Below are 20,743 nucleotides of genomic sequence, written 5' to 3'. Positions count from 1 at the left end.
GACCTCGGCCGGGCGGGCCGATCGGCCCGCAATCCCGGGGACCGTCCCAGAGTCCCGTCCGGGAGGGGCCGATCGGCGGGCCGTCCGGTGCCGTTCGGCATCTGGGGCGGGACCCCCGCCCCGCCGATGCTGGTAGTAGGCCCGGACGACACGGGCGAATACCGGACCGGCGCGAAAACCGGTCATTCTCGAGGGGGAACACCATCATGCGTCGCACGGCTTTCGACAAGATCGTCAGCACCGTCGGTCTCATGCTCGCGGGCATCCTGCTGCTCGGCGGCGGGCTGCTGACCTCGGCCCACAACTTCGTCAACGACGAGGTCAAGACCCAGCTGTCCCAGCAGCAGATCTTCTTCCCGGAGAAGGGCCCGGCCACGGCCGACCCGAAGATCGGGCCGTACATCGACAAGTACGCCGGCCAGCAGCTCACCACCGGCGAGCAGGCCAAGGCCTTCGCGGACCACTACATCGCCGTTCACCTGGAGAAGAGCACCGGCGGCAAGACCTACTCGCAGCTGAGCACCGAGTCCCGCGCGAACCCGACCGACACCGCGCTGGCCGAGCAGGTCCAGACCGCCTTCCGCGGTGAGACCCTCCGCGGTCTGCTGCTCAACGCCTACGCCTTCGGCAAGATGGGGACGCTCGCGCTCTACGGCGCCTGGGTCGCCTTCGCCGGTGCGGCGGTGCTCGGGGTCCTCAGCATCCTCGGCTTCGCCCACACCCGGCGCGTCGCCCCGGACGCGGAGGTGCTGGTCGGTCGCCAGCGCACCCGCGAGGCGGTCACCGTCTGAGGAACCGTCTGACGATCCACCTGAACTCCGAGAAGCCCCGGCGGCCACGCCGGGGCTTCTCGGTTGCTCGGAAGATCACACTCGCAGGGGCAGACCGCCCGGGGTGGTCGCCGCGCTGCCCGGGCACCGGCACACCCGATCCGCGCCGGTCGGGGTCCGGAGCCGAAACCAGACGTCCTTGCCGACGGCACGCGAACTGATGCCCCACTCGTCGGCGATGGCGTCGACGATCAACATCCCGCGGCCGGCCGTGATGCTGCCGGCCTCGCCGATCAGCCACTGCGCACCGGGTTCGTCCAGCTGATCCCGCGAGAGCGCCACCGCCTGATCGATGTCCTCGTCCAGACTCAGGCGTACCGGGCGCACGACCGGAGGGCGCGGACTGGAGTCCCCGACGGCGACCTCGACGACGTCTCCGGTCAGGCTCAGGGTCAGGCGAACAGCGCTGCGGCCGTGCACGACCGCGTTGGCCACCAGCTCGCTGACGGCGAGAACGCCGTCCTCGACGAGCAGCGGCAGACCCCAGCGATCACATTGCGCGGCCACGAACCGTCGTGCATCCCCGGCGGACCGAGGGGTGGCAGGAAGGTCCAGCCGCGCCTGCTCACACACCGTCTCCGCCGGCTGGGCGGGCACCCGACGGAGTCCCGAACCGCACACGTCCTGACTCCCGAGCCAGCAGCGCCGACACCCGCTGGTGGCTGACGCCCAGGTGCGTGGCGATCTGCCGCCGGGACATTCCCTGAGCAGCCAGGGCAGCCGCCCAGGTCCGCCGCAAACTTCCCGCAGCGGCCGTGAAGCGGTCAGCCTGGGCGGCGACTGCCGCGAGAACCCGTCGGACAGCGTCGCGCTGCGACGGACGGTGCTCGCCTCGCTGTTCGCGCGCCGCTGCCCGAGCGGCGGCCGCCAGCCGCGACTGCTCGCGGGCCCCGTCCTCGGCCGCCGTGGCGACATCCTCCAGCACCGTGACCAGATCCGAATCGCCCGGTGTGACCTCAGGTGCCATCTGGGGGCCTCTCCGCGATCGGCAGTCGGCAACAGGGGTTGCCGCCGGACCTACCCTGCCCACCGATGTCAGAAACTCGTGCGGCGGGTCAGGTCACCACCGTGCGCACCCAGCGGGCGATCTCGACCAGCGAGCGGGTGGCCTCGGGGACCACCGGGCCGAAGGCCTGGAACACGTGCAACTGGTTCGGCCAGACGGAGAGGGTGCACGGGACCCCGGCCTCCGTCAGCCGCTCGGCCAGCTGCTCCGAGTCGCAGTAGATGACCTCGCTCGAGCTGACGACGAGCAGCGTCCTCGGCAGGCCGGTGAGGTCCGCTCGGAGCGGGGAGATCTTGCCGTCGGTGGGGTCGGCGCCGGCGAGGACGACGCGCATCATCCACTCCAACGCGGCGAGCGCGCCCGTCCGGTCGGCGGCGTGGTTCGCGTGCGCCTTCTTGTGCTCCGTCGTCATGTCGTAGACGCCGGAGATGCCGACCAGCCCGGCCGGCATCGGCAGACCCTCGTCCCGCGCGTGGAGCGCGGTGGCGAAGGTGAGGTGGCCGCCGGCGGAGTCGCCCATGATGACGACGTTCTCGGGCTTGACGCCCTGCTCGAGCAGCCAGCGGTAGCCGGCGACGCAGTCGGCGATCTCCTGCTCGAACGTCACGGCCGGCACGAGCCGGTAGTCCAGGGCGAGCACCGGCAGACCGGCGGACCGCGACAGCTTGCTGATCATCCGCCGGTGCGAACCGACGTTGCCGAACAGCCAGCCACCGCCGTGGAGGTAGAGGATCACCCGGTCCCGGGAGTCCGGCGCACCCCCCGGCACGCCAGGGCCGTGCACCCACTCGGCCTCGAAGTCGCCGATCGTGAAGCGTTCGGTCCGCGAGCCCCGTAGTGCCGGGACGCGGGCGGAGACCTTGTCCAGCCGGGCGAACCGCGCCGCGATCTCCGGCGTGATCTCGTCACCGGTCAGCTTCGCCAGGTGCGGCGCCGTCGCCCTGCCGAACGCGGCGACGACCGCGCGCGAGCGGAGGGTGGCCTTGGTCCGCCGACGGATCTGGGGCCGGATCTGACGTTCCGTCATCCGCGCAGCACCGGCTTGCCGGAACCCGGGTGCAGGTCGAGGATCTCGACGAAGCCCTCGACCAGGCACTCGAGGAACAGCTTCGGCTCGGTGATCGCGGCCGGGTCGAACCCGACGCCGACGCTCGCGAGGTCGCCGGAGGTGATGAAGGTGATCAGCGCGGCGGCACCGGAGCGGCCGTAGCCGAAGAAGCGCAGCACCTCGGCGCCGGCGAGGTAGTGGCCGCGGCCGATGCCGGGCACGTTGCTCGCCATCAGCTGCAGACGGGCGGTCAACGGGCCGACCGCGGCGGCGAGCACCGGGGCGGGCAGCCGGGCCAGCGCCGGCGAGGCGACGCCCATGACGTCGACGGCCGGCTCGTTGCGGGCCGCCTGGGTCAGCTCGCGGATGCGCGCGATGCGCTGAACCGGGTCGGCCTCGGCGACCGGACCCGGGATGCGGGCGGCGGCGATGCGGTTGCCGCCGCTCGCGGCCTCGTCGGCCGTCCGGAGCGAGATCGGGAAGCCGGTCGGGATGCTCTCGGGCGGCTCGACGCCCATCGCCTCGTGATAGCGCCGGTACCCGCCGTACAGGGCGGCCAGGTAGGCGTCGTTGACCGACCCGCCCGCAGCCTTGGCCGCCGCGCGGAAGTCGGAGAACGGCACGTCGATCAGCGAGAGGCGCATGCTCATGCTGCGCCCGGCGAGCAGCTCCGAGCCGGAGCCGACCGGCGGTGCGACGACACGCTTGAGCGACGCCGCGTACCGCGCGGTCGCTTTGAGTCCACCGACCGGGTTGGTCACGGTCCGCAACGCGGCCGAGCCGAGCTTCGTGGCGACCGACGGCACGATCGACGCGTCGTCGAGCAGCTGGCGGCGCAACGCGTCGATCTCATTGAGCTCGGGCGCCGGCAACTCACCCGGCGACGGCTTGTCGGGCGAGGGCTCCCGGGTGCGGGAGTGCAGCCGCGAGAGCAGGTGCATGACGGCGAAACCGTCACCCATCGAGTGGTGCATCTTGAGCGCGTAGACCGCGCGGCCCTCCGGCAGCCCGGAGTACAGGACGATCTCCCACAGCGGCCGGCTGCGGTCGAGCGGAGTCGTGAAGAACTGGCTGAGCGCCTCGAACAACTCGGGCCAGCCACCACCCTCCGGCAGCCGCTGGCGCCGGATGTGGAAGGACAGGTCGAAGTGCGGGTCGACCGTCCACCGCGGGGTGCCCAACCCGAACGGGGGCTCGACGACCTTGAGGCGGAACTGCGGCGCCATCCGCACGGCCCACTCGTGCGCGGCGAGGAAACGGTCCCAGTCCGGGACCGAGTCCAGCTCCTCGCACGAGAGGGTCGGCACCCGCAGCATCGGCGCCGCGTCGAGCCGCCACATCACCGACTCGAAGGGATTCATGCCCGCGGTCGTGGGCCACACCGGGTCGATGGCGTCACTCATCTCGCTACCTCCGTCGGGACGACGAAGTCAGCCTATCTATAGGCTGTAGGTTTCGCTACGTGCGCTGGGCAACAGCGTCGGCCGCGACACCCTCTGCCGCCAGGCCCTCCGCCGCCGCGACGACGTCGGCCGACCGCGCGACCGGCTCGAGCCGGACGGGGATCCCGTTCAGCACCGAGATGCCCGACAGCTGCTCGACCCGGGAGGCGAGGAAGTTCGACGTCGACCCGCCGGCCGCGTTCGCCCGCTGCCAGCCACCCGAGTGACCCCAGCCGTGCGGCAGCGCGACGGTCCCGCGGATCATCTCCGGGTTCACCGTCACCTGCACCTCGATCTCCCCGCCCTCGGAGGCGAGGTTGGCGAGGTCGTCCTCGGCCAGCCCGAGCACGGCCGCGTCCTCGGGGTTGAGATGCAGGTGGTGTCGACGCTTGTCCGGCATCAGCCGCGGCGAGTTGTGCATCCACGAGTTGTGGGAGTTCATCTCGCGCAGGCCGATCATGCGCAGCGGGTACTCGGCGATCTCGACCGGCGTCGCCTCGAGCCGCTCGAGCTCGGCGACGAACCGCGGGTCGGCCATGGCGATCTTGCGGTCCTTGGTCCGGATGACGCTCTTCACCGAGCGGATCGGCTGCTCCTCGTGGAACACGACGCCGCGCGGAGCCTTCTCCACGTACTTCTTCCACGACCAGCCCGAGCGGCGCAGGCCGAACAGGTCGCCACCCTTGCCGGTGCGGATGAGCAGGTCCGCCATGTGACGGGGCTTCATCTCGAGACCGCGCTTGGCGAACCAGCGCTCGATGCCGAACATGTGCGCGCCACCGAGACCCATGCGCTTGCAGACGTCGTCGAGGACCTCCCACTCCTCGCGGGCCTGCCCCATCGGCTCGATGACCTTCTCGGTGACCCGGAAGGACGGCCGCATGTAGCGGTTCGCGAACTGGATCGGGGCGTCCTCGCGCTCGTACATCGTCGTCGCGGGAAGCAGGTAGTGGGCGTACTTGTTGGTCTCGTTCATGTAGAGGTCGATCGCCGCGAAGATCTCCAGCGACTCAAGTGCCTTCCGCAGCTGCTGTCCCTGCGGACCGGTCACGACCGGGTTCGAGCCGAGCATCATCATGCCGCGGATCTGGCCCTCGCCCGGCGTCAGGATCTCCTCCGGCAGGGCCGACGACGGCAGGAAACCGTAGGAGTCCGGTAGGTTGCGGATCCGCGTGCGCACCTTGCCGAACGAGGCGAAGTTCAACTTCTCCGCGAGGTAGGCGGTCTCGACCGGCGACCAGGCCCAGACCCAGCCACCCTCACGCTGGAAGTTGCCGGTGACGATGTTGACGAAGTCCTGCAGGACATTGGTCAGCGTCCCGAACTCCTGCGTGCAGGTGCCGGTGCGGCCGTAGACCACGGCGCGGCGGGCGTTGCCGATCGTGCGCGCGATCTCGCGGACAACCTCGGGCGCGACGCCGGTGCGCTCCTCGGTCACCTCCGGCGGGAAGCGCTTGACGATCTGGCGCCAGACCTCGAAGCCGGTCGTCCAACGCGCGACGAACTCCTCGTCGTACCGGCCCTCTCCGAGGATCACGTGCAGCAGCGAGAGCAGGAACCACGCGTCCTGGCCGGCGCGGATCGGGACGTGCTCGAAGACCTTCGCGGTCTGCGTCTCGCGGGGGTCGACGACGAAGACACGGCCGCCGCGCTCGACGACGCCGGTCATGTGCTCACGGATGCGCGGGTCGTGGACGAAGCTCATCTTCGAGACCCACGGGTTCGCGCCGAGCATCAGCAGCACGTCGGTGCGCGGGATGTCCGGGATCGGCATGTGGGCGCAGTGTCCGTAGAGCATCTTGAAGGCCGCGACGCGGGACGCGCCGTCCTCGGAGTTGATGCCGTAGAACCAGGGCGTGCCCAGGGCGCTGGCGAAATTCTTGCCCCAGAACGCGGCAGCGTAGGAGAAGTACGGCGGGTTGCCCTCGTGCACGGCGATCGACTTCTTGCCGTGCTGCTGCCGCAGTCGGTTGAACCGCGCCGCAATGTCGTTCAGCGCCTCGTCCCAGGTGCAGGGCTCGAACTTCCCGGGGCCGCCGACGCGCTTCATCGGCGTCAGCAGACGGTCCGGGTCGTTGACCACCTCCGCCATCGCGACACCCTTGGTGCAGAAGAACCCCTTGCTGTGGGGGTCGTCCTTGTCGGCGCGGAGCTTGACGAGCCGGCCGTCCTCAACGGTGGCGATCAGCCCGCACTGCGGCTCGCAGATGCGGCAGTACGTGCTCTTCTCGACGGTGCTCATGAGGGGGCGGCCTCCCGGGGCGGTGGGTGGACGACGAACATGTCTATCCTCACCGCAACGCCGCCTAATGGCTATAGATAAACCGCAGAAATTTCCACCAGTTTCAGGGAGCGCCCGTGCCGGACGTCAGCTCGTTCACCGAGATCCGCTACGAGGTCGCCGACCGGATCGCGACCATCACGCTGCACCGGCCGGACCGGCTGAACGCGTTCACGCTGACGATGTGTCGGGAACTCGTCGCCGCCGCGGACGCCGCCGACGCCGACGACGACGTGCGGGTCGTGATCCTCACCGGCGAGGGCCGCGGGTTCTGCGCGGGCGCCGACCTGGAGAAGGGCGCGGCAACCTTCGACGAGGACGCCAACCGCGAGCCCGGCGACGACCTCGGCTCGATCGGCGGCGTCGCCCGCGACTGGGGCGGTGTCGTCACGCTGCGGTTCGCCGCGCTCCGCAAGCCGCTGATCGCCGCCGTCAACGGCGTCGCCGTCGGCGTGGGCGCGACGATGACGCTGCCCGCCGACGTCCGCATCGCCTCCGAGGCGGCGCGCTTCGGCTTCGTCTTCGCCCGCCGCGGCATCGTGTACGACGGCGCCGCGAGCTGGTTCCTCCCCCGCGTCGTCGGTGTCTCGCAGGCGTCGGAGTGGGTGCTGACCGGTCGCGTCTTCGACTCCGCCGAGGCGCTGGCCGGCCGCCTGGTCTCACGCGTCGTCCCGGCCGACGAGCTGCTCCCGACCGCGCGCGCCCTCGCCGCCGAGATCGCGGAGAACACCTCGGGCGTCTCGGTCGCCCTGTGCCGCCGCCTCACCTGGTCGATGCTCGACGCCCCGTCACCGTGGGAGGCCCACCGCATCGAGACCGCCGCCCTGGCGGCGACGGGCAAGGGGCCCGACGCCGCCGAGGGCGTGATGTCGTTCCTGGAGAAGCGGCCGGCCGCGTTCTCCGCCCGGGTCGCCGAGTGGGACCACCTCGTCCCCGACTGGCCGGTCCCCCCGGCCGACCACCGCCCCCCGGCTGGGTAGCGCTCGGCCGACGTGCGCTGAGTGCGCAGATCAGCACGGGTTCCCGCCCGCCGGGCGGTGCTTGTCTGCGCACTCAGCGCAGATGCGCACCCGGCCGACGGGCGCCCCGGTGCTGTAGTGCGCTTTCGGGAGTCGACAGCACCGGGACGGGAACGCCCGGCGCGACTCCTCGATGCCGCCGCGGTCCGAAATGCGCTAGGAGATCTTGTCGTAGTCGTCGGGTCCGGACATCGGTTTGCCGCCCTTGGCGCACCGGAGTGCCGGGCCCGGGGCGGGGACGAACTTCCCGCCCCGAATGATCGTGGTGCCGAAGCACAACTGACGGTCCATGACCTGCCCTCGCCGGATGGTGATCGGGTAGGTCATGCCCTTCATGTCGTTGTTCTTGATGGCGTAGACGCCGTCCTCGAGATCCTGGTACGTCGGGTTGTCCGGGAGATTCTTCGCGGTCTGGGCGAAGAACTCACCGACGAGCCAGCCGTAGGCGTAACCACCGGTCACGATCTGACCGGGAGCGAACTTGGCGAAGGCGGCGTGAGCCTCCTTCATGCCCGGGGCATCCATGCTCGGGAACGGCACCATCTTCCCGCCGACGACGAGGCCGTCGACGTTCGGATCCTTGAGGAGGTCGTTGGTGATGACGAGGTCCGCGGACGACAGCACCGGCCGGTAGTTCTGCCGCGCGCAGTCACCGGCGAAGCGGCGGATCGCCGCACCGTCGAGGGCGACGAGGATCGCCGTCGCCCCGTTCTGCTTCGCCGCGAGGCACTGGGACGTGTAGTCCGGCTGCGTCAGCGACGGGCGTCCGCGGGCGACGAGTTCGAAGCCCGCCTTCTTCAGGACGTTCGGGTCGCTCCAGCGTTTGTCGAAGTTGTCGCAGAGGCTGAAGTCACTGCAGGCGTACGCCGCCATCTTGACCCCGCCCTTGGCGCCGATGCCGTTGCCGAACGCGAGGATCATCGCGTCGGCGTAACTCAGACCCGACGGGGACGGGGTGAGGACGTACGGGTCGTTGTACGTCAGCTCGAGCGAACCGGTCTCGGAGTAGGTGAAGATCTTCTTCGAGTGCAGGTACTTGTTGTTGCCGTTCGGGGCGAACGCGAGTGTGTTGAACAGGAACGCCAGCACGCCGTCCTTCTCGACGAACTGCTGGACGATCGAGTTGAACCGCGCGGGGTCGCCGCCGTCGTCGCCGACCTGGATCGAGATCGGGTGGCCGTTGACGCCGCCCTTCTCGTTCACGGCCTGCGCCCAGATCCGGATGCCGGTGACAGTGTCCTTCACCAGCGATCCGACCGGCCCGGAGAACGTCCCGACCGAGCCGAGCTTGATCAGCGACTTCTTCGTGACGACGCCGGGCGCACCGGCACCCGGAGCCGCGGCGGCACCGGACTTGGCGGTGTTGGCCTTCGCGGTTCCGTCAGCACCCGTTGACGTCCCGGGCCGGGCCGGACCGCCGGCGGCGGCCGGACCGGAGTCGGTCGCGACGTTCGCGGGCGCCGGCGCGCCGGGTTGGGCAGCGACCGGGCCGGCGGCCGGGTCCGCGGCGACGCCGGGCACCGGCGCGTCCGCGGCGACCGGACGGATCCCGGCGGCGGCCTCGATGGCCTCGTCGCTCTGGCGGGTGCCGCCGCACGCGGAGAGCGCGAGGGTCAGGACGAGAGTGCCGATTCCCGCTCTCGTCGCACTGCTTCTGGGCAGCGTGGATCGACGTGTGTACATCGGGCTTCCTTCGACGGTGGTGGGCCCCCCCAGCCCCGTGATCAGGACAGCAGCTTGCGAATCTCCCGGTGGAAGATCTGGTTCACGACCTCGTTGCGCCCGAGGACCATGCCGGCCATGTCGGCGCTGGAGACGGCGAGCTGGGAATCACGCAGCAGCGGGAAGTCCTCCTGGTGCAGGACCTGCAGGAGGATCTCCCAGTTCTTCTCCCAGACCCGTTCCCACTTGGCCTGCGGCATACCGCTGGCCTCGATGGAAGGCACCAACAGACGCATCTCCATCCGGCACCAACCCGGGTCGGTCGGGTGGGGGCGGAAGGTGAGGAGCTCGTAGTGGTCGTCCGGCTGGCGCAGCAGGGTGCTGTTCGGCAGCAGGAAGTGACCATCCGTCACGTAAGGACTCAGGTCGGTCTCGCCCGGGTCCTCCTCGAGCCACTTGTCGATCGTCTTGCGCGCGGAAGTCATCCGTGCGTGGCGACCGAAGTCCTCGACGGTCTGAACGTTGGTGTGAACGTGCTTCGCCGCGGTGTTCGGGTGCGCGTACTGGATGTGGTAGTTGTCGATGAACGCGTCCTGCATGATCTTCCAGTTCACCGGCTCGTCGAAGCCCTCGGCGCGGAAGGTCACCAGTTGATCCAGGCCGTAGCTCGCGAGCTCGGCGTCCATCTCCGGGCCCAGCCAGTCGGCGACGTCGATCGGTGCACCGACCCGGTCGACCATCCAGACCAGGCCGTGGCGCTCCTCGACGGGCAGCTCGATCAGCCCGTACTTGCTCTTGTCGAAGTCCCCGAAGCTCTCGGTGCGCGTGACGGTCCGGAGCGAGCCGTCCGGGTCGTACGACCAACGGTGGTAGCCGCAGGAGAACAGCCGGCACCGGCCGCTCTCGCGCTCCTCGATCGCCGCTCCGCGGTGACGGCACGCGTTGAGGAAGGCCTTGACCGACCCGTCCTCCTGCCGGATCACCACGACACGGTTGCGCGGCATCTGACGAGTGATGAAGTCGTGCGGCTCGGGCAGTTCGCCGCTGGACGCCACGACCGACGGGACCCGACCGAAGATCTCCTCGCGCTCGCGGCGAGCGATCTCCGGGTCGGTGAAGTCGGCCGGCCCGAAGGGCAGGACGTCCCCGACCTCGTCGGTCGTGCCGTGCCGGAGGTGCTCCAGCGTTCGGCGGATACGCAGCTGCCGGTCGATGCCGACGGTCGTCAAGACCTCACCGCTTCCTTCTGCTGTTCGAGGTAGTTCTCCCGGATCTTGCGGCGCGGGATCTTCCCGCTGGCCATGCGCTCGAGCGGGGCGGGCGTCAGGACGACCTCGCGCGGCTGCTTGTAGCCGGCGAGCTTCTCCTTGCAGCGCACCAGCACGGCCTCGACGGTCACCGACTCGTCGCCATGCACGATCGCCACCGCCGCCTCGCCGAACTTCGGGTCGTCGGCGGAGATCACGCAGACCTCGCGGACGCCGGGCACGTCGGCGATGACGGCCTCGATCTCCGACGGCGCGATGTTGTAGCCGCCGGAGATGATCATGTCCTTGAGACGGTCGACGATCTGGATGTAGCCGTCCTCGTCGCGGACGCCGACGTCGCCGCTGTGGAACCAGCCGTCCTTCATCGCCTCGGCGTACGCGTCCTCGTTGCGCCAGTAGCCCGGCGTGATGCCCGGGCCGGCGACAATGATCTCGCCGGGCTCGCCCGGGTCGCAGTCGGTGCCGTCGGGGCGCACGACGCGGTGCCGGTTGAACACGGTGCCGCGGCCGATCTGCTCCGGGTGGTCGAGCGCGCGCTCGGCCGGGTTGATCGTCGACAAACCACCGAGCTCGGTCATGCCGTAGGCCTGCCGGATCAGCACGCCCTTGGCCAGCCAGCCCTGCAGCGTCGCAACCTGGACGCGGGCGGCGGCCACGGTGACGAGCTCGAGCGAGGACAGGTCGGCGTCGGCGAACTCGGGCCGCGCCATCATCTGCTCGAAGAGCACGGGCACGCCGCAGAAGACCTGGATCTTCTCCTCGGCGAGGCGCCGCAGCGTCTTCTCCGGGTCGAAGGCCTTCTCGTAGAACTGCGTCATGCCGCGGGTCAGCGGGTGCAGGAAGTGCCAGAGCAGACCCGGGGCGCCCGACATCGAGAGCAGGTAGATCATCCGCGCACCGGGGCGCAGCGCCGGCTCGGCGAACGCCATCTCGGCGATCAGGTTGAACGTCGAGCGGTGCGTGAAGATGACGCCCTTCGGCCGCGCCGACGTGCCCGAGGTGTAGACGATCTGGGCGATGTCGTCGGGGCCGGCGGTGGGCCGCGCGACCGGGCCGGGGGTCTGCCCGCGGAGTCCGGTGAACCCGCTCAGGGCGAACTGCTTCACACCCAGCGCGCCGGGTCCACCGGCGAGGGCCTGTGCCATCGGCTCCGCGTGTGCGTCGTCGGCGAGGACGTACCGGGGCTCGGAGTTCTCGACGAGGTACTGCAGCTCGTCGGGCGTGAAGCGGTTGTTGAGCGGGACCACGACGCCGCCGAGCTTGAGCGCGCCGATCGCGGAGACGACCCACTCAAGGCTGTTGCCGCCGATGATGCCGATGCGCTCGCCCGGCTGCAGGCCCTGGGCGAGATGCCAGTGCGCCGCCGCGTCGGTCCACGCGTCGAGCTCGGCGTAGGTGACGCGGTCCGTGCCGTCGAAGACGATCGCGAGCCGGTCCGGCGCCTGCCGGGCCCAGTACGAGATGCCGTCGGTGCAGAGCTCGGTCATGCCGACGCCCCTGCGGGGACCTGCTCCGGCGTGAACAGCACCGGCAGCGTCACGACGCCGCGGACTTGACCGGCGTTGAAGACGCTCGGCTTGCTCGGGTCGATGCGGTAGTCCGGGATGCGGCGGTGCAGTTCCTCGAGCGCGATGCGGATCTCGACGCGGGCGAGGTGCGAGCCCAGGCAACGGTGCGGGCCCGCGCCGAAGGAGAGGTGGCGGTTCGGCTCGCGGGTGATGCGGACGACGTCGGGGGCGTCGAACTCCGAGTCGTCGCGGTTCGCCGCGGACAGGACGACGAGGACGCGGTCGCCCTCCTGGATCGGGATGCCCCCGATCTCGGTGTCCTTGGTCGCGCGGCGCCCGGCGGAGACGGCGCCCTCCATGCGGAGCATTTCCTCGACCGCGGCCGGGATCAGCGACGGGTCCTCGACGAGCTTCTTGCGCTCGTCGGGGTTCTCCGACAGGTGCATCATCGACCAGCCCAGCGTGCCCTGCACGGTGTGCAGACCCGCGATGCAGAGCAGGAAGAACATGTTCGCGAGCTCTTCGTCGGTGAGCGCGCGCTCCTCGTCACCGGTGCCGATCGTCTGGTGGACGATCTGCGAGGTGATGTCGTCGGCCTCGGGGCCACGGGCACGACGGTCCGCGACGACCTTCGAGTAGTACGTGAACATGTCGACGCCGGCCTGCATGCGCGCGGCGTGCGACTCCTCCTCGGTCCCGCCCGGGACGCCGTGCAGCGTCACGTCGGTCGCGTGGGTGAAGAAGTCGGCGTCCTCGAGCGGCCAGTCCATCAGCGCGAGGAAGACGCGAGCGGGCAGCTCGTGCGCGAACTCGGAGACGAACTCCGCCTCGCCGCGGCCGGCGAACCCGTCGATGAGCTCGTTCACGATGCGGCGGATGTTCGGCTCGAGCGCCGCCATGCGCTTCGGGTTGAACAGCGGCTGCAGCGCGTGCCGGTAGAGCGTGTGCTCCGGCGGGTCGAGCTCGAGAGGGAGGAACTTGCCGGCGCCGTGCGGCACGAGGTTGTTCGGATAGCTGGAGAAGGTGTACGGGTCACGCATGACCTGGTGCACCTCCTCGTAGCCGAGGACGACCCAGTGACCGCCGTACTTGCTGGAGAAATGGATCGGCGACTTCTTCGCCATCTCGGCCAGGATGTCCTGCACGCGGTCCACGGGCTGGGCCATCGACTCGTCGAAGATGTCGAAGTCGGTGCGCAGGCGCTCGGGGACGGACTCGAACTCGGTGGGCATCGATGCTCCTGGGGGCGGTGATACGGGCGGCTGCAGCGGGTCGTGCTCGGCGGGTGATGATGCGTCAGCTGGGGGCGTCAGCTGAGGTCGGGCTGGTCCTCGGGGAACGGGATCGCGACGCGGGCGAGCGTGCCGCCGTCGGTCGAGACCATCGTCTGGCCGGAGAGGTAGGCGGCCTCGTCGGACACCAGGAACAGCGCGACGTTCGCGTTGTCGCGCAACGTCGGCGGGCGGTCGAGCTTGAGCGGGATCGGCGTGACGCGCTTGTCCCACGGACCGGCGACCTGCTCGTAGGACTGGCCGACGACCGGGGCGCCCCGCTCCATGAGGAAGTTCGGCGACATGCCGTGCGTCGGGGCGATGCCGTTGACGCGGATGCCCCACTTGCCCAGGTCCAGGGACAGGCTACGGACCAGGCTGTTCACCCCGCCCTTGGTCGCCATGTACGGCGCGATGCCGTGGTAGGCGGCGAACGCCGACGCCGACGAGGTCATGAGGATGACCCCACCACCGTTCTCCCGCAGCGGCTTCACCGCGTGCTTGGCGCAGAGGAACGGGCCGGTCAGGTTGACCCCGATCACCTCGTGCCAGTCCTCGAGCGGGAAGTCCTCGAACGCCAGCTCCTCGCCGCCCATCACCGACGGAACCCCACCGCGGGAGACGATGCCGGCGTTCGCCCACATGATGTCCAGCTTGCCGAAGCGCTCCAGGGCGGTCGAGACCGTCCGCTCGACGTCGGCCTCGACCGAGACGTCACCCACGACGGCAACGGCGGGGCGGTCGGCGTCCTCCAGCAGCTTGACCGTCGCCTCGGCCCGGTCGCCGAGCACGTCCATCACGACGATGCTCGCGCCTTCGGCGGCGAACAGCTGCGCCGCCTCCCGGCCCAGGCCGGACCCGGCTCCGGTGATGATCGCGACCTTGCCCTCGAGTCTGCCGGCCATGGTTCCCCTCCGATGCGTGTCTAATACCTTTAGATATAACAAACGGAGTCCGGTCGCGACAAGGCTTTCGGAAATCGCTCAGGTTGCGGCGCTGGTTGCGGCGTCGCCGGCCCGGCGTCGCACCAGCCCCACCCGCCCCACTGGGGGTGACACCCTTTCTGGCGCCAAAAAAGGGTGACACCCCTTACTCCGCAGTAAGGGGTGTCACCCTTTCTTGACAGACGACCGGCCGTGTCAGGGCCGGCGGCTACTCGGCGTCGGGGGCGGCGGGGGCGGCGGGGACCTGGAGCACGCCGGCCTCGATCAGGGCGGCGATGCGGGTCTCGTCGAGACCGAGCTCGTTGGTTGCGATCTCGACCGTGTGCTCGCCCGGGAGCGGGGCGGGGCGGAGCGGCGGGTCCGGAATCGTGGAGAACCGGGCGACGTGGGCATTGGTCGGGATCGGGGCCTTCAGCTCGGGGTGCTCCAGGGTCCGGAACGCGCCGCGCTCGACGAGCTGAGGGTCCGTCAGCTGGTCGGGCAGCCGGAGCATCGGGCCCGCGGGGACGCCCGCGGCCTGGAGCACCTCCGCGGCCTCGGCCGGGGTGCGCTCGGCGGTCCAGGCCTCCAAGGCCTCGCCGCCAGTCACCTCGGCGAGCCGCTTCGCGTCGGCCTCGTCGCGCACGTCGATCACGACCCACTCGTCGTCACCGGCGCACGGGTAGACGCCGGCACCGACGCCACCGGCCTCGGGACGGAGGGCGGGGCCCACCGTGCCGGGCTGCAGCGACTCCTGCGCGAGCAGGGGGCCGAGGTGGACGACGGCCACGTCGGCCTGCGCCAGTTCCAGCCCGGCCCCACGACCGGTCCGCGCCCGGTCGAGCAGCGCGGCGATCACGCCGACCGCGCCGACGTGCGCCGCGATGTGGTCGGGGTAGACGGTCGACCCGTCGCAGTAGGTGTCGTGGTCCGCGTCGCCCTCCGGGTACCGCCACAGCGTCGAGACGCCGCACGCGCCGCGGACGAGCGGCCCGTAGCCCATGCGGTCGCTCCACGGACCGCGCGAGCCGAAGGCGCTGGAGTCGGAGACGACGATCCGCGGGTTGATCTCGGCCAGCTGCGCGAACGAGAGCCCGAGCGACTCCAGCGTCCCCGGCTTGAAGTTGCCGGTGACGACGTCGGCGGTGCGGACGAGCTCGCGGACGATCGCGCGCCCCTCCTCGCTGCGGAGGTCGAGGCCAAGGCCGCGCTTGTTCCGCGCGCCCCACGCGAACGAGGCGTTCATCGTCGAGTTCTTGCGGGTCTGCCGCAGACCGTCGGGGAACGCGGAGTTCTCGATCTTGATCACGTCGGCGCCCTGGTCGGCGAGGAGTCGGGTGAGTTCCGCGCCGAAGACGATGACGCCGAGGTCGAGGACGCGCACGCCGGACAGCGGACCCTCGCCGTCACCGGGGAGGTCCAGCGAGGTCAGCCGGTCGGCGCCGGGGAACGCCTCGCCGTCGTGCTCCCCCACGCGCGGCGCGCGGTGGCGGAGGCCGGCGCGCTCGCCGTCGACCGAGAGGTAGCCGTGCGGCACGCGGGCGCGGACGCCGTCGACGATCTCCGCGTCGACGAGTGCACCCGACGCGGCAAAGTGGTCGGCGGCGAGGACCTCGGACGGGCTGAGCACCGCCGAGATCGGGATGCCGCGGCGCGTGCCCTCGGCGACGAGCTCGGCACGCGGGCTGTTCACGAAGTGCGCGGCGATCAGCGGGTGCAGCCGGTCGGACGCCTCGAAGCGGACCGCGATGTGGTTGTACTTCGGGTCCGCGAACTCCTCGGGCCGGCCGAGCCAGTCGAACATCGACTGCCACTGCCGCGGGGCGAGCAGCGCGATGCGGACGTGCCCGTCGGCGCACGGGAAGACCGGGTAGAACGCGGCGGCGTCGGGCCGGCCGCGGGGGAAGGATTCCTTGCGGCCCGCGGCTGCCGAGCCCTGCGTGCCGAAGCCGGGGTCGAAGCCGTGGACCACCGCCTCGAACGCCGAGACGTCGACGAGCTCGCCCTCACCGGTACGCAGCCGCTTCGCGAGTGCGACCAGCGCGGCCCACGCGGCGTGCACCGCGACGGTCTGCGCGACGATGCCGGACGGCGGGAGCAGCGGGGGCCGGCTGGGTAGGCCGGAGCGCGAGAGCACGCCACCCATCGCAGCGAGCACCGCATCGGTGCCGACGTAATCCGTGTAGGGACCGGTCCGGCCGAAGTCGGTGACGGAGACGACGACCAGCCCGGGATGCGCGGCGAGCAGCGCCTCCGGGGTGACGCCCGACTCCACCAGCTCCCGCGGCAGCGACTCCACCACGACGTCGACCTCGCCGGCGAGCGCGAACAGCCGCTCGCGGCCCTGAGCCTCCGTCAGGTCGAGCACCGCACCGCGCTTGTTCGCGTTGCGCAGGCCGAAGCCGATCGCGTCGGCCCGGCTCGGCGACCCGCCCGGCGGCTCGACGAGGAGCACGTCGGCGCCGAGGTCGGCGAGGTAGCGACCGCAGGCCTCCGCGGCGCCGCTCGTCAGGTCGAGGACGCGCAGTCCCCGCAGCGGAAGATTGCTCATCGTCCCTGCCACTCCGGCTTGCGCTTCTCGGCGAAGGCGCGCGGGCCCTCCATGGCGTCCTTGCTGGTGAACACGATCTTGGCGGCCTGCGCGTTGACCTCCCAGACCTCGGGCTCCCAATCCGAGCCCAGAGCCGCGGTGGTGTACGCGACGTGCTTGCTCTGCTCGACGGACAGCGGGGCGTTGGCGGCGATGCTCTCCGCCAGTGACAGCGCGACGTCGAGCGCGGTGCCGGCCGGGGCGACCCGGTTGACCAGACCCAGTTCGTAGGCCCGGGCGGCGGTCATCGCCTCACCGGTGAGCATCGCCTCGAGCGCCACCTTGAAGGGAATCTGTCGCTGCAGCCGGATCACACCGCCGGCCGCCGCGAGCAACCCGCGCTTGACCTCGGGCAGACCCAGCGACGCCGCCTCGTCGATGACCGCGAGGTCGCAGGCGAGCATGATCTCGGTGCCGCCACCCAGCGCGAAGCCGTTGACGGCGGCGATCGTGGGCTTGGAGATCCAGTGCTGGACGATCCCGCCGAAACCCCACTCCGGGTGCTCGCGGTCGTCGATGCGGTTGCCCTTCGCCAGCTCCTTGAGGTCGGCGCCCGCGCAGAACGCGCGACCGGCCCCGGTGAGCACGACGACGCGGATCTCCGGGTCGTTCTGCGCCTCCTCCAGCGCGGCGCCCGCGGCGATCGCCAGGTCGGCGTTCACCGCGTTGAGGGCATCCGGCCGGTTCAGCGTCAGGATCCCGATGTTGCCGCGCTTCTCCAGCTTCGCCGCCGGCTCGGTCATGCCTTCTCCTCCGTTGCCTTGTCCCCCGCCTTGTCCTCCGCCTTGTCCGCGGAGCCAACCCGCCGGAACACCGGCAGCATCTCTCCGGTGTTCTCCCCCGCACCCGAGCGGACGAAGTCCACCTGGACGGAATCGCCGGCCGTCAACACCTCGGGATCCGCGTCGATCAGACGGACCATCAGCCACGGGCCCTCGTCGAGCTCGACGACCGCGGTCACGTAAGGAACCGCACCCGCGAGCACCGGGACCGGTGGGTGCGAGACGACGACCCAGGTGATCAGGCGGCCGCGGCCCGACACCACGGTCGGGCCGAGCTCTACTGACCCGCACGAGAAGCAGGTCTTCGCCTCGGGCGTCAGGACGGTGCCGCAGCCGGCGCACTGCTGGACGAGCAGCTCACCCCGGCCCGCGGCGTCGAAGAACGCCTCGGTGGCGGCGTCGCGCTGGACCGCCGGGAACGGGGGCGGCAGCTCCGAGACCTCGGGCGTACTCATGCGGTCACCTCCGCGGGGAGCTTGCGCGCGTGCGGGCTGAGCACGAGCGTCGAGTGGTGTTCGAGAATGCCGCCGTTGCCGGACACGAGGACGACGTCGTTGCGCGGCGCCTGCCGCGCGCCACCCTCGCCACGGGCCTGGATGATCGCCTCCGACAGCGGCGTCATGCCCCACATGTAATAGCCCGACAGCTGGCCGCCGCCGGTGTTGACCGCGAGCTTGCCGCCCGGGGCCAGCCGGCCGTGCTCGACGAACGAGCCGCCTTCGCCCTTCCCGCAGAACCCGTAGTCCTCGAGCGTGACGAGAACCGTGTAGGTGTAGCAGTCGTAGAGCTCGACGACGTCGACGTCGTCGACGCCGATGCTGGCCATCCGCATCGCGGCCGGGCCGGACCGCGCGGCCGGGGTGACGAGACCCCAGTCCGAGCCGCGGTGCATCCGCCGAACCTCGTGCGCCTGCCCCCAGCCCCAGACGTGGACCGGAGGCTTCGCCAGATCCTTCGCCCGGTCGGCGGACGTGACGATGACCGCGACCGCGCCGTTGCTGACGAGGCAGCAGTCCAGCAGGTGCAGCGGGTCGGCGATCCAGCGCGAGTTCTGGTGGTCGGCGATCGTCATCGGCTCCCGCATCGCGGCGAGCGGGTTGTGCTGCGCCCACGCGCGCTGGGCGACGGCGATCTCGCCGAGCTGCTCCGACGTCGTGCCGTAGCGCTCCATGTGCCGGCGGGCGCACATCGCGTAGAGGATGTTCGGATTGGTCGCGCCGCCGGCGAGCGACCAGCCGCCGAGGCCCGCGATCTCACGCGTCGAGGCGCGCGGCGAACCCCAGGCCGCGCCCGTGCTCTGCTTCGGCTTGAGCGGAGTGTCGGCGAAGACGCACGCGACCGTCGTCGCGGCGCCCTCGGCGATGGCCTTGGCCGCGGTCGCGACCATGATCCCCGCGGTGGCGCCGAACGAGTTCATCGTCGCGCAGAGACCGAGCGGGCCGGTCGAGAGCGCGTTGGCGAGCGTGATCCCGACGTCCTGCTTCTGGCCCGAGCTGATCAGCAGCCCGTCGACGGCCGACAGCGGGAGGCCCGCGTCGGCGGCGGCGAGCCGGACCGCCTCGGCAGCCAGGCTCGACGACGAGCGGCCGTACACCTTCCCGAGCTCGGTGATGCCGAGCCCGGCGATCGCCGCCGTCCGGTCGTCGTTGCTCATCGCGCCACCGGTGCCAGGTAGACCGACCGGGTCTGCACGTACGGCGCGAGGCCCTCGGGCCCGAGCTCACGGCCGAGGCCGCTGGCCTTCACACCGCCGAACGGAGCGCCGAAGTCGAGCGCGTAGTGGTTCACGCCGACGGTGCCGGTCTCGATGCGGTCGGCGATCGCGATGCCGCGCTCGACGTCGCCGGTCCACACCGTGCCGCCGAGGCCGTACTCCGAGTCGTTCGCGAGGGCGACGGCCTCGTCCTCGTCGCGGTAGGGAATCACCGCGAGGACCGGGCCGAAGATCTCCTCCTGTGCAATCCGGGCGTTGTTGTCGACGTCCGCGAAGACGGTCGGCTGCACGTACCAGCCGGGCAGGTCGGCCGGGACCTCGCCGCCGACGGTGACGCGGCCACCGTCGGTGCGCCCGATGTTCACGTAGTCGAGGACGCGGTCGCGCTGCGCCGGGCTGACCAGCGGGCCGATCTGCGTGTCCTTCTCGAGCGGGTTGCCGATCCGCAGGCTGCGCACGGTATCGGTGACGGCCTCGACGACTTCGGCGTACCGGCCGGCCGGGGCCAGGATGCGCGTGCAGGCGTGGCAGGTCTGGCCGTTGTTCGGCAGCGAGATCTCCAGCAGCGCCTTCGCGAACAGCTCGAGGTCGGCGTCCTCGCAGACGATCGAGGCGGACTTGCCACCGAGCTCGAGCGTGACCGGACGCAGCAACCGCCCGCACTCGGCGCCGATCGCGCGGCCCGCGGCCGTCGACCCGGTGAACGCGACCTTGTTGACCTCGGCGTGCGAGACCAGCGCCGCGCCCGCCTCACGGTCCGCGGGGACGACGTTGAGGACGCCCGGCGGCAGACCCGCGGCGGCGGCCGCGTCGGCGAACGCGTGCGCGTCGAGCGCGGTCTCCGGCGCCGGCTTCAGGACGACGGTGCAGCCGGCCGCCAGCGCGGGGCCGAGCTTCATCGCGGCGAGCGCCTGCGGGTAGTTCCACGGCGTGATCGCGGCGACGACACCGATCGGGTCACGGCGGACGAGGGTGCGCGCCAGCTGGCCGTTGCGCTCGTCGTTCTCCACGTCGCCGCGCACGAGGCCGGCGTAGTACTGGAAGATCGCGGCCGGGGCGAACTTGTTCGCCCCGATCGACAAGCGGATCGGCATGCCGTTCTCGCGGCTGACGAGGGCCGCCGTCTCCTTGCCCGCCTCGAACAGCGCGCCGGCCATGCGGTCGATCAGGTCGGCCCGCTCCTTCGCCGGCGTGGCCGCCCAGCCCTTCTTCGCACGCGCGGCGGCGGTGACGGCGCGGTCGATGTCCGAGACACCGCCGAGCGCGGCGGTCCCGATCACCTCACCGGTCGCGGCCTCGACCACGTCGCGGGTCGTCCCGTCGAGCGGAGCGACCTGCTCGCCGTCGATGTAGAGCGAGAGCCTGTCCATGCGATTCCTTACCTAGGGCGTCGGGCGGT

At 71.0% G+C, this 20,743-nt stretch carries 17 protein-coding genes; 2 read left to right on the top strand and 15 right to left on the bottom strand.

From position 1 onward, the window contains the following. Positions 1 to 206: 206 nt before the first annotated feature. Positions 207 to 791: a hypothetical protein gene (locus SPOPO_RS0112970; protein WP_019875237.1), complete on the top strand. Its 585-nt coding sequence runs from the start codon at positions 207 to 209 to the stop codon at positions 789 to 791. Positions 792 to 866: 75 nt separating this feature from the next. Here SPOPO_RS0112970 and SPOPO_RS36165 read toward each other — a convergent pair whose 3' ends face one another. The 5 genes from SPOPO_RS36165 to SPOPO_RS29370 all read right to left on the bottom strand — a co-directional run bounded on the left by SPOPO_RS36165 (position 867) and on the right by SPOPO_RS29370 (position 6,568). Then, positions 867 to 1,403, bottom strand: a complete 537-nt coding sequence (locus tag SPOPO_RS36165; protein WP_425424156.1) for an ATP-binding protein — start codon at positions 1,401 to 1,403, stop codon at positions 867 to 869. Next, positions 1,396 to 1,797, bottom strand: a complete 402-nt coding sequence (locus SPOPO_RS36160) for a helix-turn-helix domain-containing protein (protein ID WP_019875235.1) — start codon at positions 1,795 to 1,797, stop codon at positions 1,396 to 1,398. Before SPOPO_RS36160 ends, SPOPO_RS36165 begins: the two co-directional genes overlap by 8 nt. Positions 1,798 to 1,885: 88 nt before the next feature. Further along, positions 1,886 to 2,863 (bottom strand): alpha/beta hydrolase, encoded by a 978-nt coding sequence (locus tag SPOPO_RS0112955; RefSeq protein ID WP_019875234.1) that lies wholly within the window; start codon positions 2,861 to 2,863, stop codon positions 1,886 to 1,888. Beyond that, positions 2,860 to 4,287, bottom strand: a complete 1,428-nt coding sequence (locus SPOPO_RS0112950) for a wax ester/triacylglycerol synthase domain-containing protein (protein ID WP_019875233.1) — start codon at positions 4,285 to 4,287, stop codon at positions 2,860 to 2,862. Before SPOPO_RS0112950 ends, SPOPO_RS0112955 begins: the two co-directional genes overlap by 4 nt. A 55-nt stretch (positions 4,288 to 4,342) precedes the next feature. After that, the gene (locus tag SPOPO_RS29370; RefSeq protein ID WP_019875232.1) at positions 4,343 to 6,568 is read right to left on the bottom strand and encodes a molybdopterin-containing oxidoreductase family protein; all 2,226 of its coding nucleotides are present in this window, start codon (positions 6,566 to 6,568) and stop codon (positions 4,343 to 4,345) included. A gap of 116 nt (positions 6,569 to 6,684) precedes the next feature. Here SPOPO_RS29370 and SPOPO_RS0112940 point away from each other — a divergent pair, with 116 nt between their 5' ends. Continuing rightward, complete coding sequence (locus SPOPO_RS0112940; protein ID WP_019875231.1) at positions 6,685 to 7,587, top strand: enoyl-CoA hydratase-related protein; 903 nt, start codon at positions 6,685 to 6,687, stop codon at positions 7,585 to 7,587. Positions 7,588 to 7,782: 195 nt separating this feature from the next. Here SPOPO_RS0112940 and SPOPO_RS0112935 read toward each other — a convergent pair whose 3' ends face one another. The 10 genes from SPOPO_RS0112935 to SPOPO_RS0112890 all read right to left on the bottom strand — a co-directional run bounded on the left by SPOPO_RS0112935 (position 7,783) and on the right by SPOPO_RS0112890 (position 20,714). After that, positions 7,783 to 9,309: an ABC transporter substrate-binding protein gene (locus SPOPO_RS0112935; protein WP_019875230.1), complete on the bottom strand. Its 1,527-nt coding sequence runs from the start codon at positions 9,307 to 9,309 to the stop codon at positions 7,783 to 7,785. Positions 9,310 to 9,350: 41 nt separating this feature from the next. Beyond that, complete coding sequence (locus SPOPO_RS0112930) at positions 9,351 to 10,517, bottom strand: aromatic ring-hydroxylating oxygenase subunit alpha (protein ID WP_019875229.1); 1,167 nt, start codon at positions 10,515 to 10,517, stop codon at positions 9,351 to 9,353. Continuing rightward, a complete protein-coding gene (locus tag SPOPO_RS0112925) occupies positions 10,514 to 12,043 on the bottom strand; it encodes a class I adenylate-forming enzyme family protein (RefSeq protein ID WP_019875228.1) in 1,530 nt (509 codons plus the stop codon). Before SPOPO_RS0112925 ends, SPOPO_RS0112930 begins: the two co-directional genes overlap by 4 nt. Continuing rightward, entirely contained in the window at positions 12,040 to 13,296 is a 1,257-nt protein-coding gene (locus SPOPO_RS0112920; RefSeq protein ID WP_019875227.1) for a cytochrome P450, read from the bottom strand. Before SPOPO_RS0112920 ends, SPOPO_RS0112925 begins: the two co-directional genes overlap by 4 nt. A 77-nt stretch (positions 13,297 to 13,373) precedes the next feature. After that, entirely contained in the window at positions 13,374 to 14,240 is an 867-nt protein-coding gene (locus SPOPO_RS0112915) for an SDR family NAD(P)-dependent oxidoreductase (protein ID WP_019875226.1), read from the bottom strand. Positions 14,241 to 14,487: 247 nt separating this feature from the next. Further along, positions 14,488 to 16,809 (bottom strand): CaiB/BaiF CoA transferase family protein, encoded by a 2,322-nt coding sequence (locus SPOPO_RS0112910; protein WP_019875225.1) that lies wholly within the window; start codon positions 16,807 to 16,809, stop codon positions 14,488 to 14,490. Next, positions 16,806 to 17,591: a crotonase/enoyl-CoA hydratase family protein gene (locus tag SPOPO_RS0112905; protein WP_019875224.1), complete on the bottom strand. Its 786-nt coding sequence runs from the start codon at positions 17,589 to 17,591 to the stop codon at positions 16,806 to 16,808. Before SPOPO_RS0112905 ends, SPOPO_RS0112910 begins: the two co-directional genes overlap by 4 nt. Further along, complete coding sequence (locus SPOPO_RS0112900; protein ID WP_019875223.1) at positions 17,588 to 18,085, bottom strand: Zn-ribbon domain-containing OB-fold protein; 498 nt, start codon at positions 18,083 to 18,085, stop codon at positions 17,588 to 17,590. The genes SPOPO_RS0112905 and SPOPO_RS0112900 overlap by 4 nt, the downstream gene beginning before the upstream one ends. Continuing rightward, the gene (locus SPOPO_RS0112895) at positions 18,082 to 19,284 is read right to left on the bottom strand and encodes a thiolase family protein (RefSeq protein WP_019875222.1); all 1,203 of its coding nucleotides are present in this window, start codon (positions 19,282 to 19,284) and stop codon (positions 18,082 to 18,084) included. Before SPOPO_RS0112895 ends, SPOPO_RS0112900 begins: the two co-directional genes overlap by 4 nt. Next, positions 19,281 to 20,714 (bottom strand): aldehyde dehydrogenase, encoded by a 1,434-nt coding sequence (locus SPOPO_RS0112890; RefSeq protein WP_019875221.1) that lies wholly within the window; start codon positions 20,712 to 20,714, stop codon positions 19,281 to 19,283. Before SPOPO_RS0112890 ends, SPOPO_RS0112895 begins: the two co-directional genes overlap by 4 nt. Positions 20,715 to 20,743 lie beyond the last annotated feature (29 nt).

It is taken from the genome of Sporichthya polymorpha DSM 43042, assembly GCF_000384115.1.
GTDB lineage: Bacteria > Actinomycetota > Actinomycetes > Sporichthyales > Sporichthyaceae > Sporichthya > Sporichthya polymorpha.
Note: the sequence above shows the minus strand (reverse complement) of the source record. Positions and strands in the feature narration are given on the sequence as shown.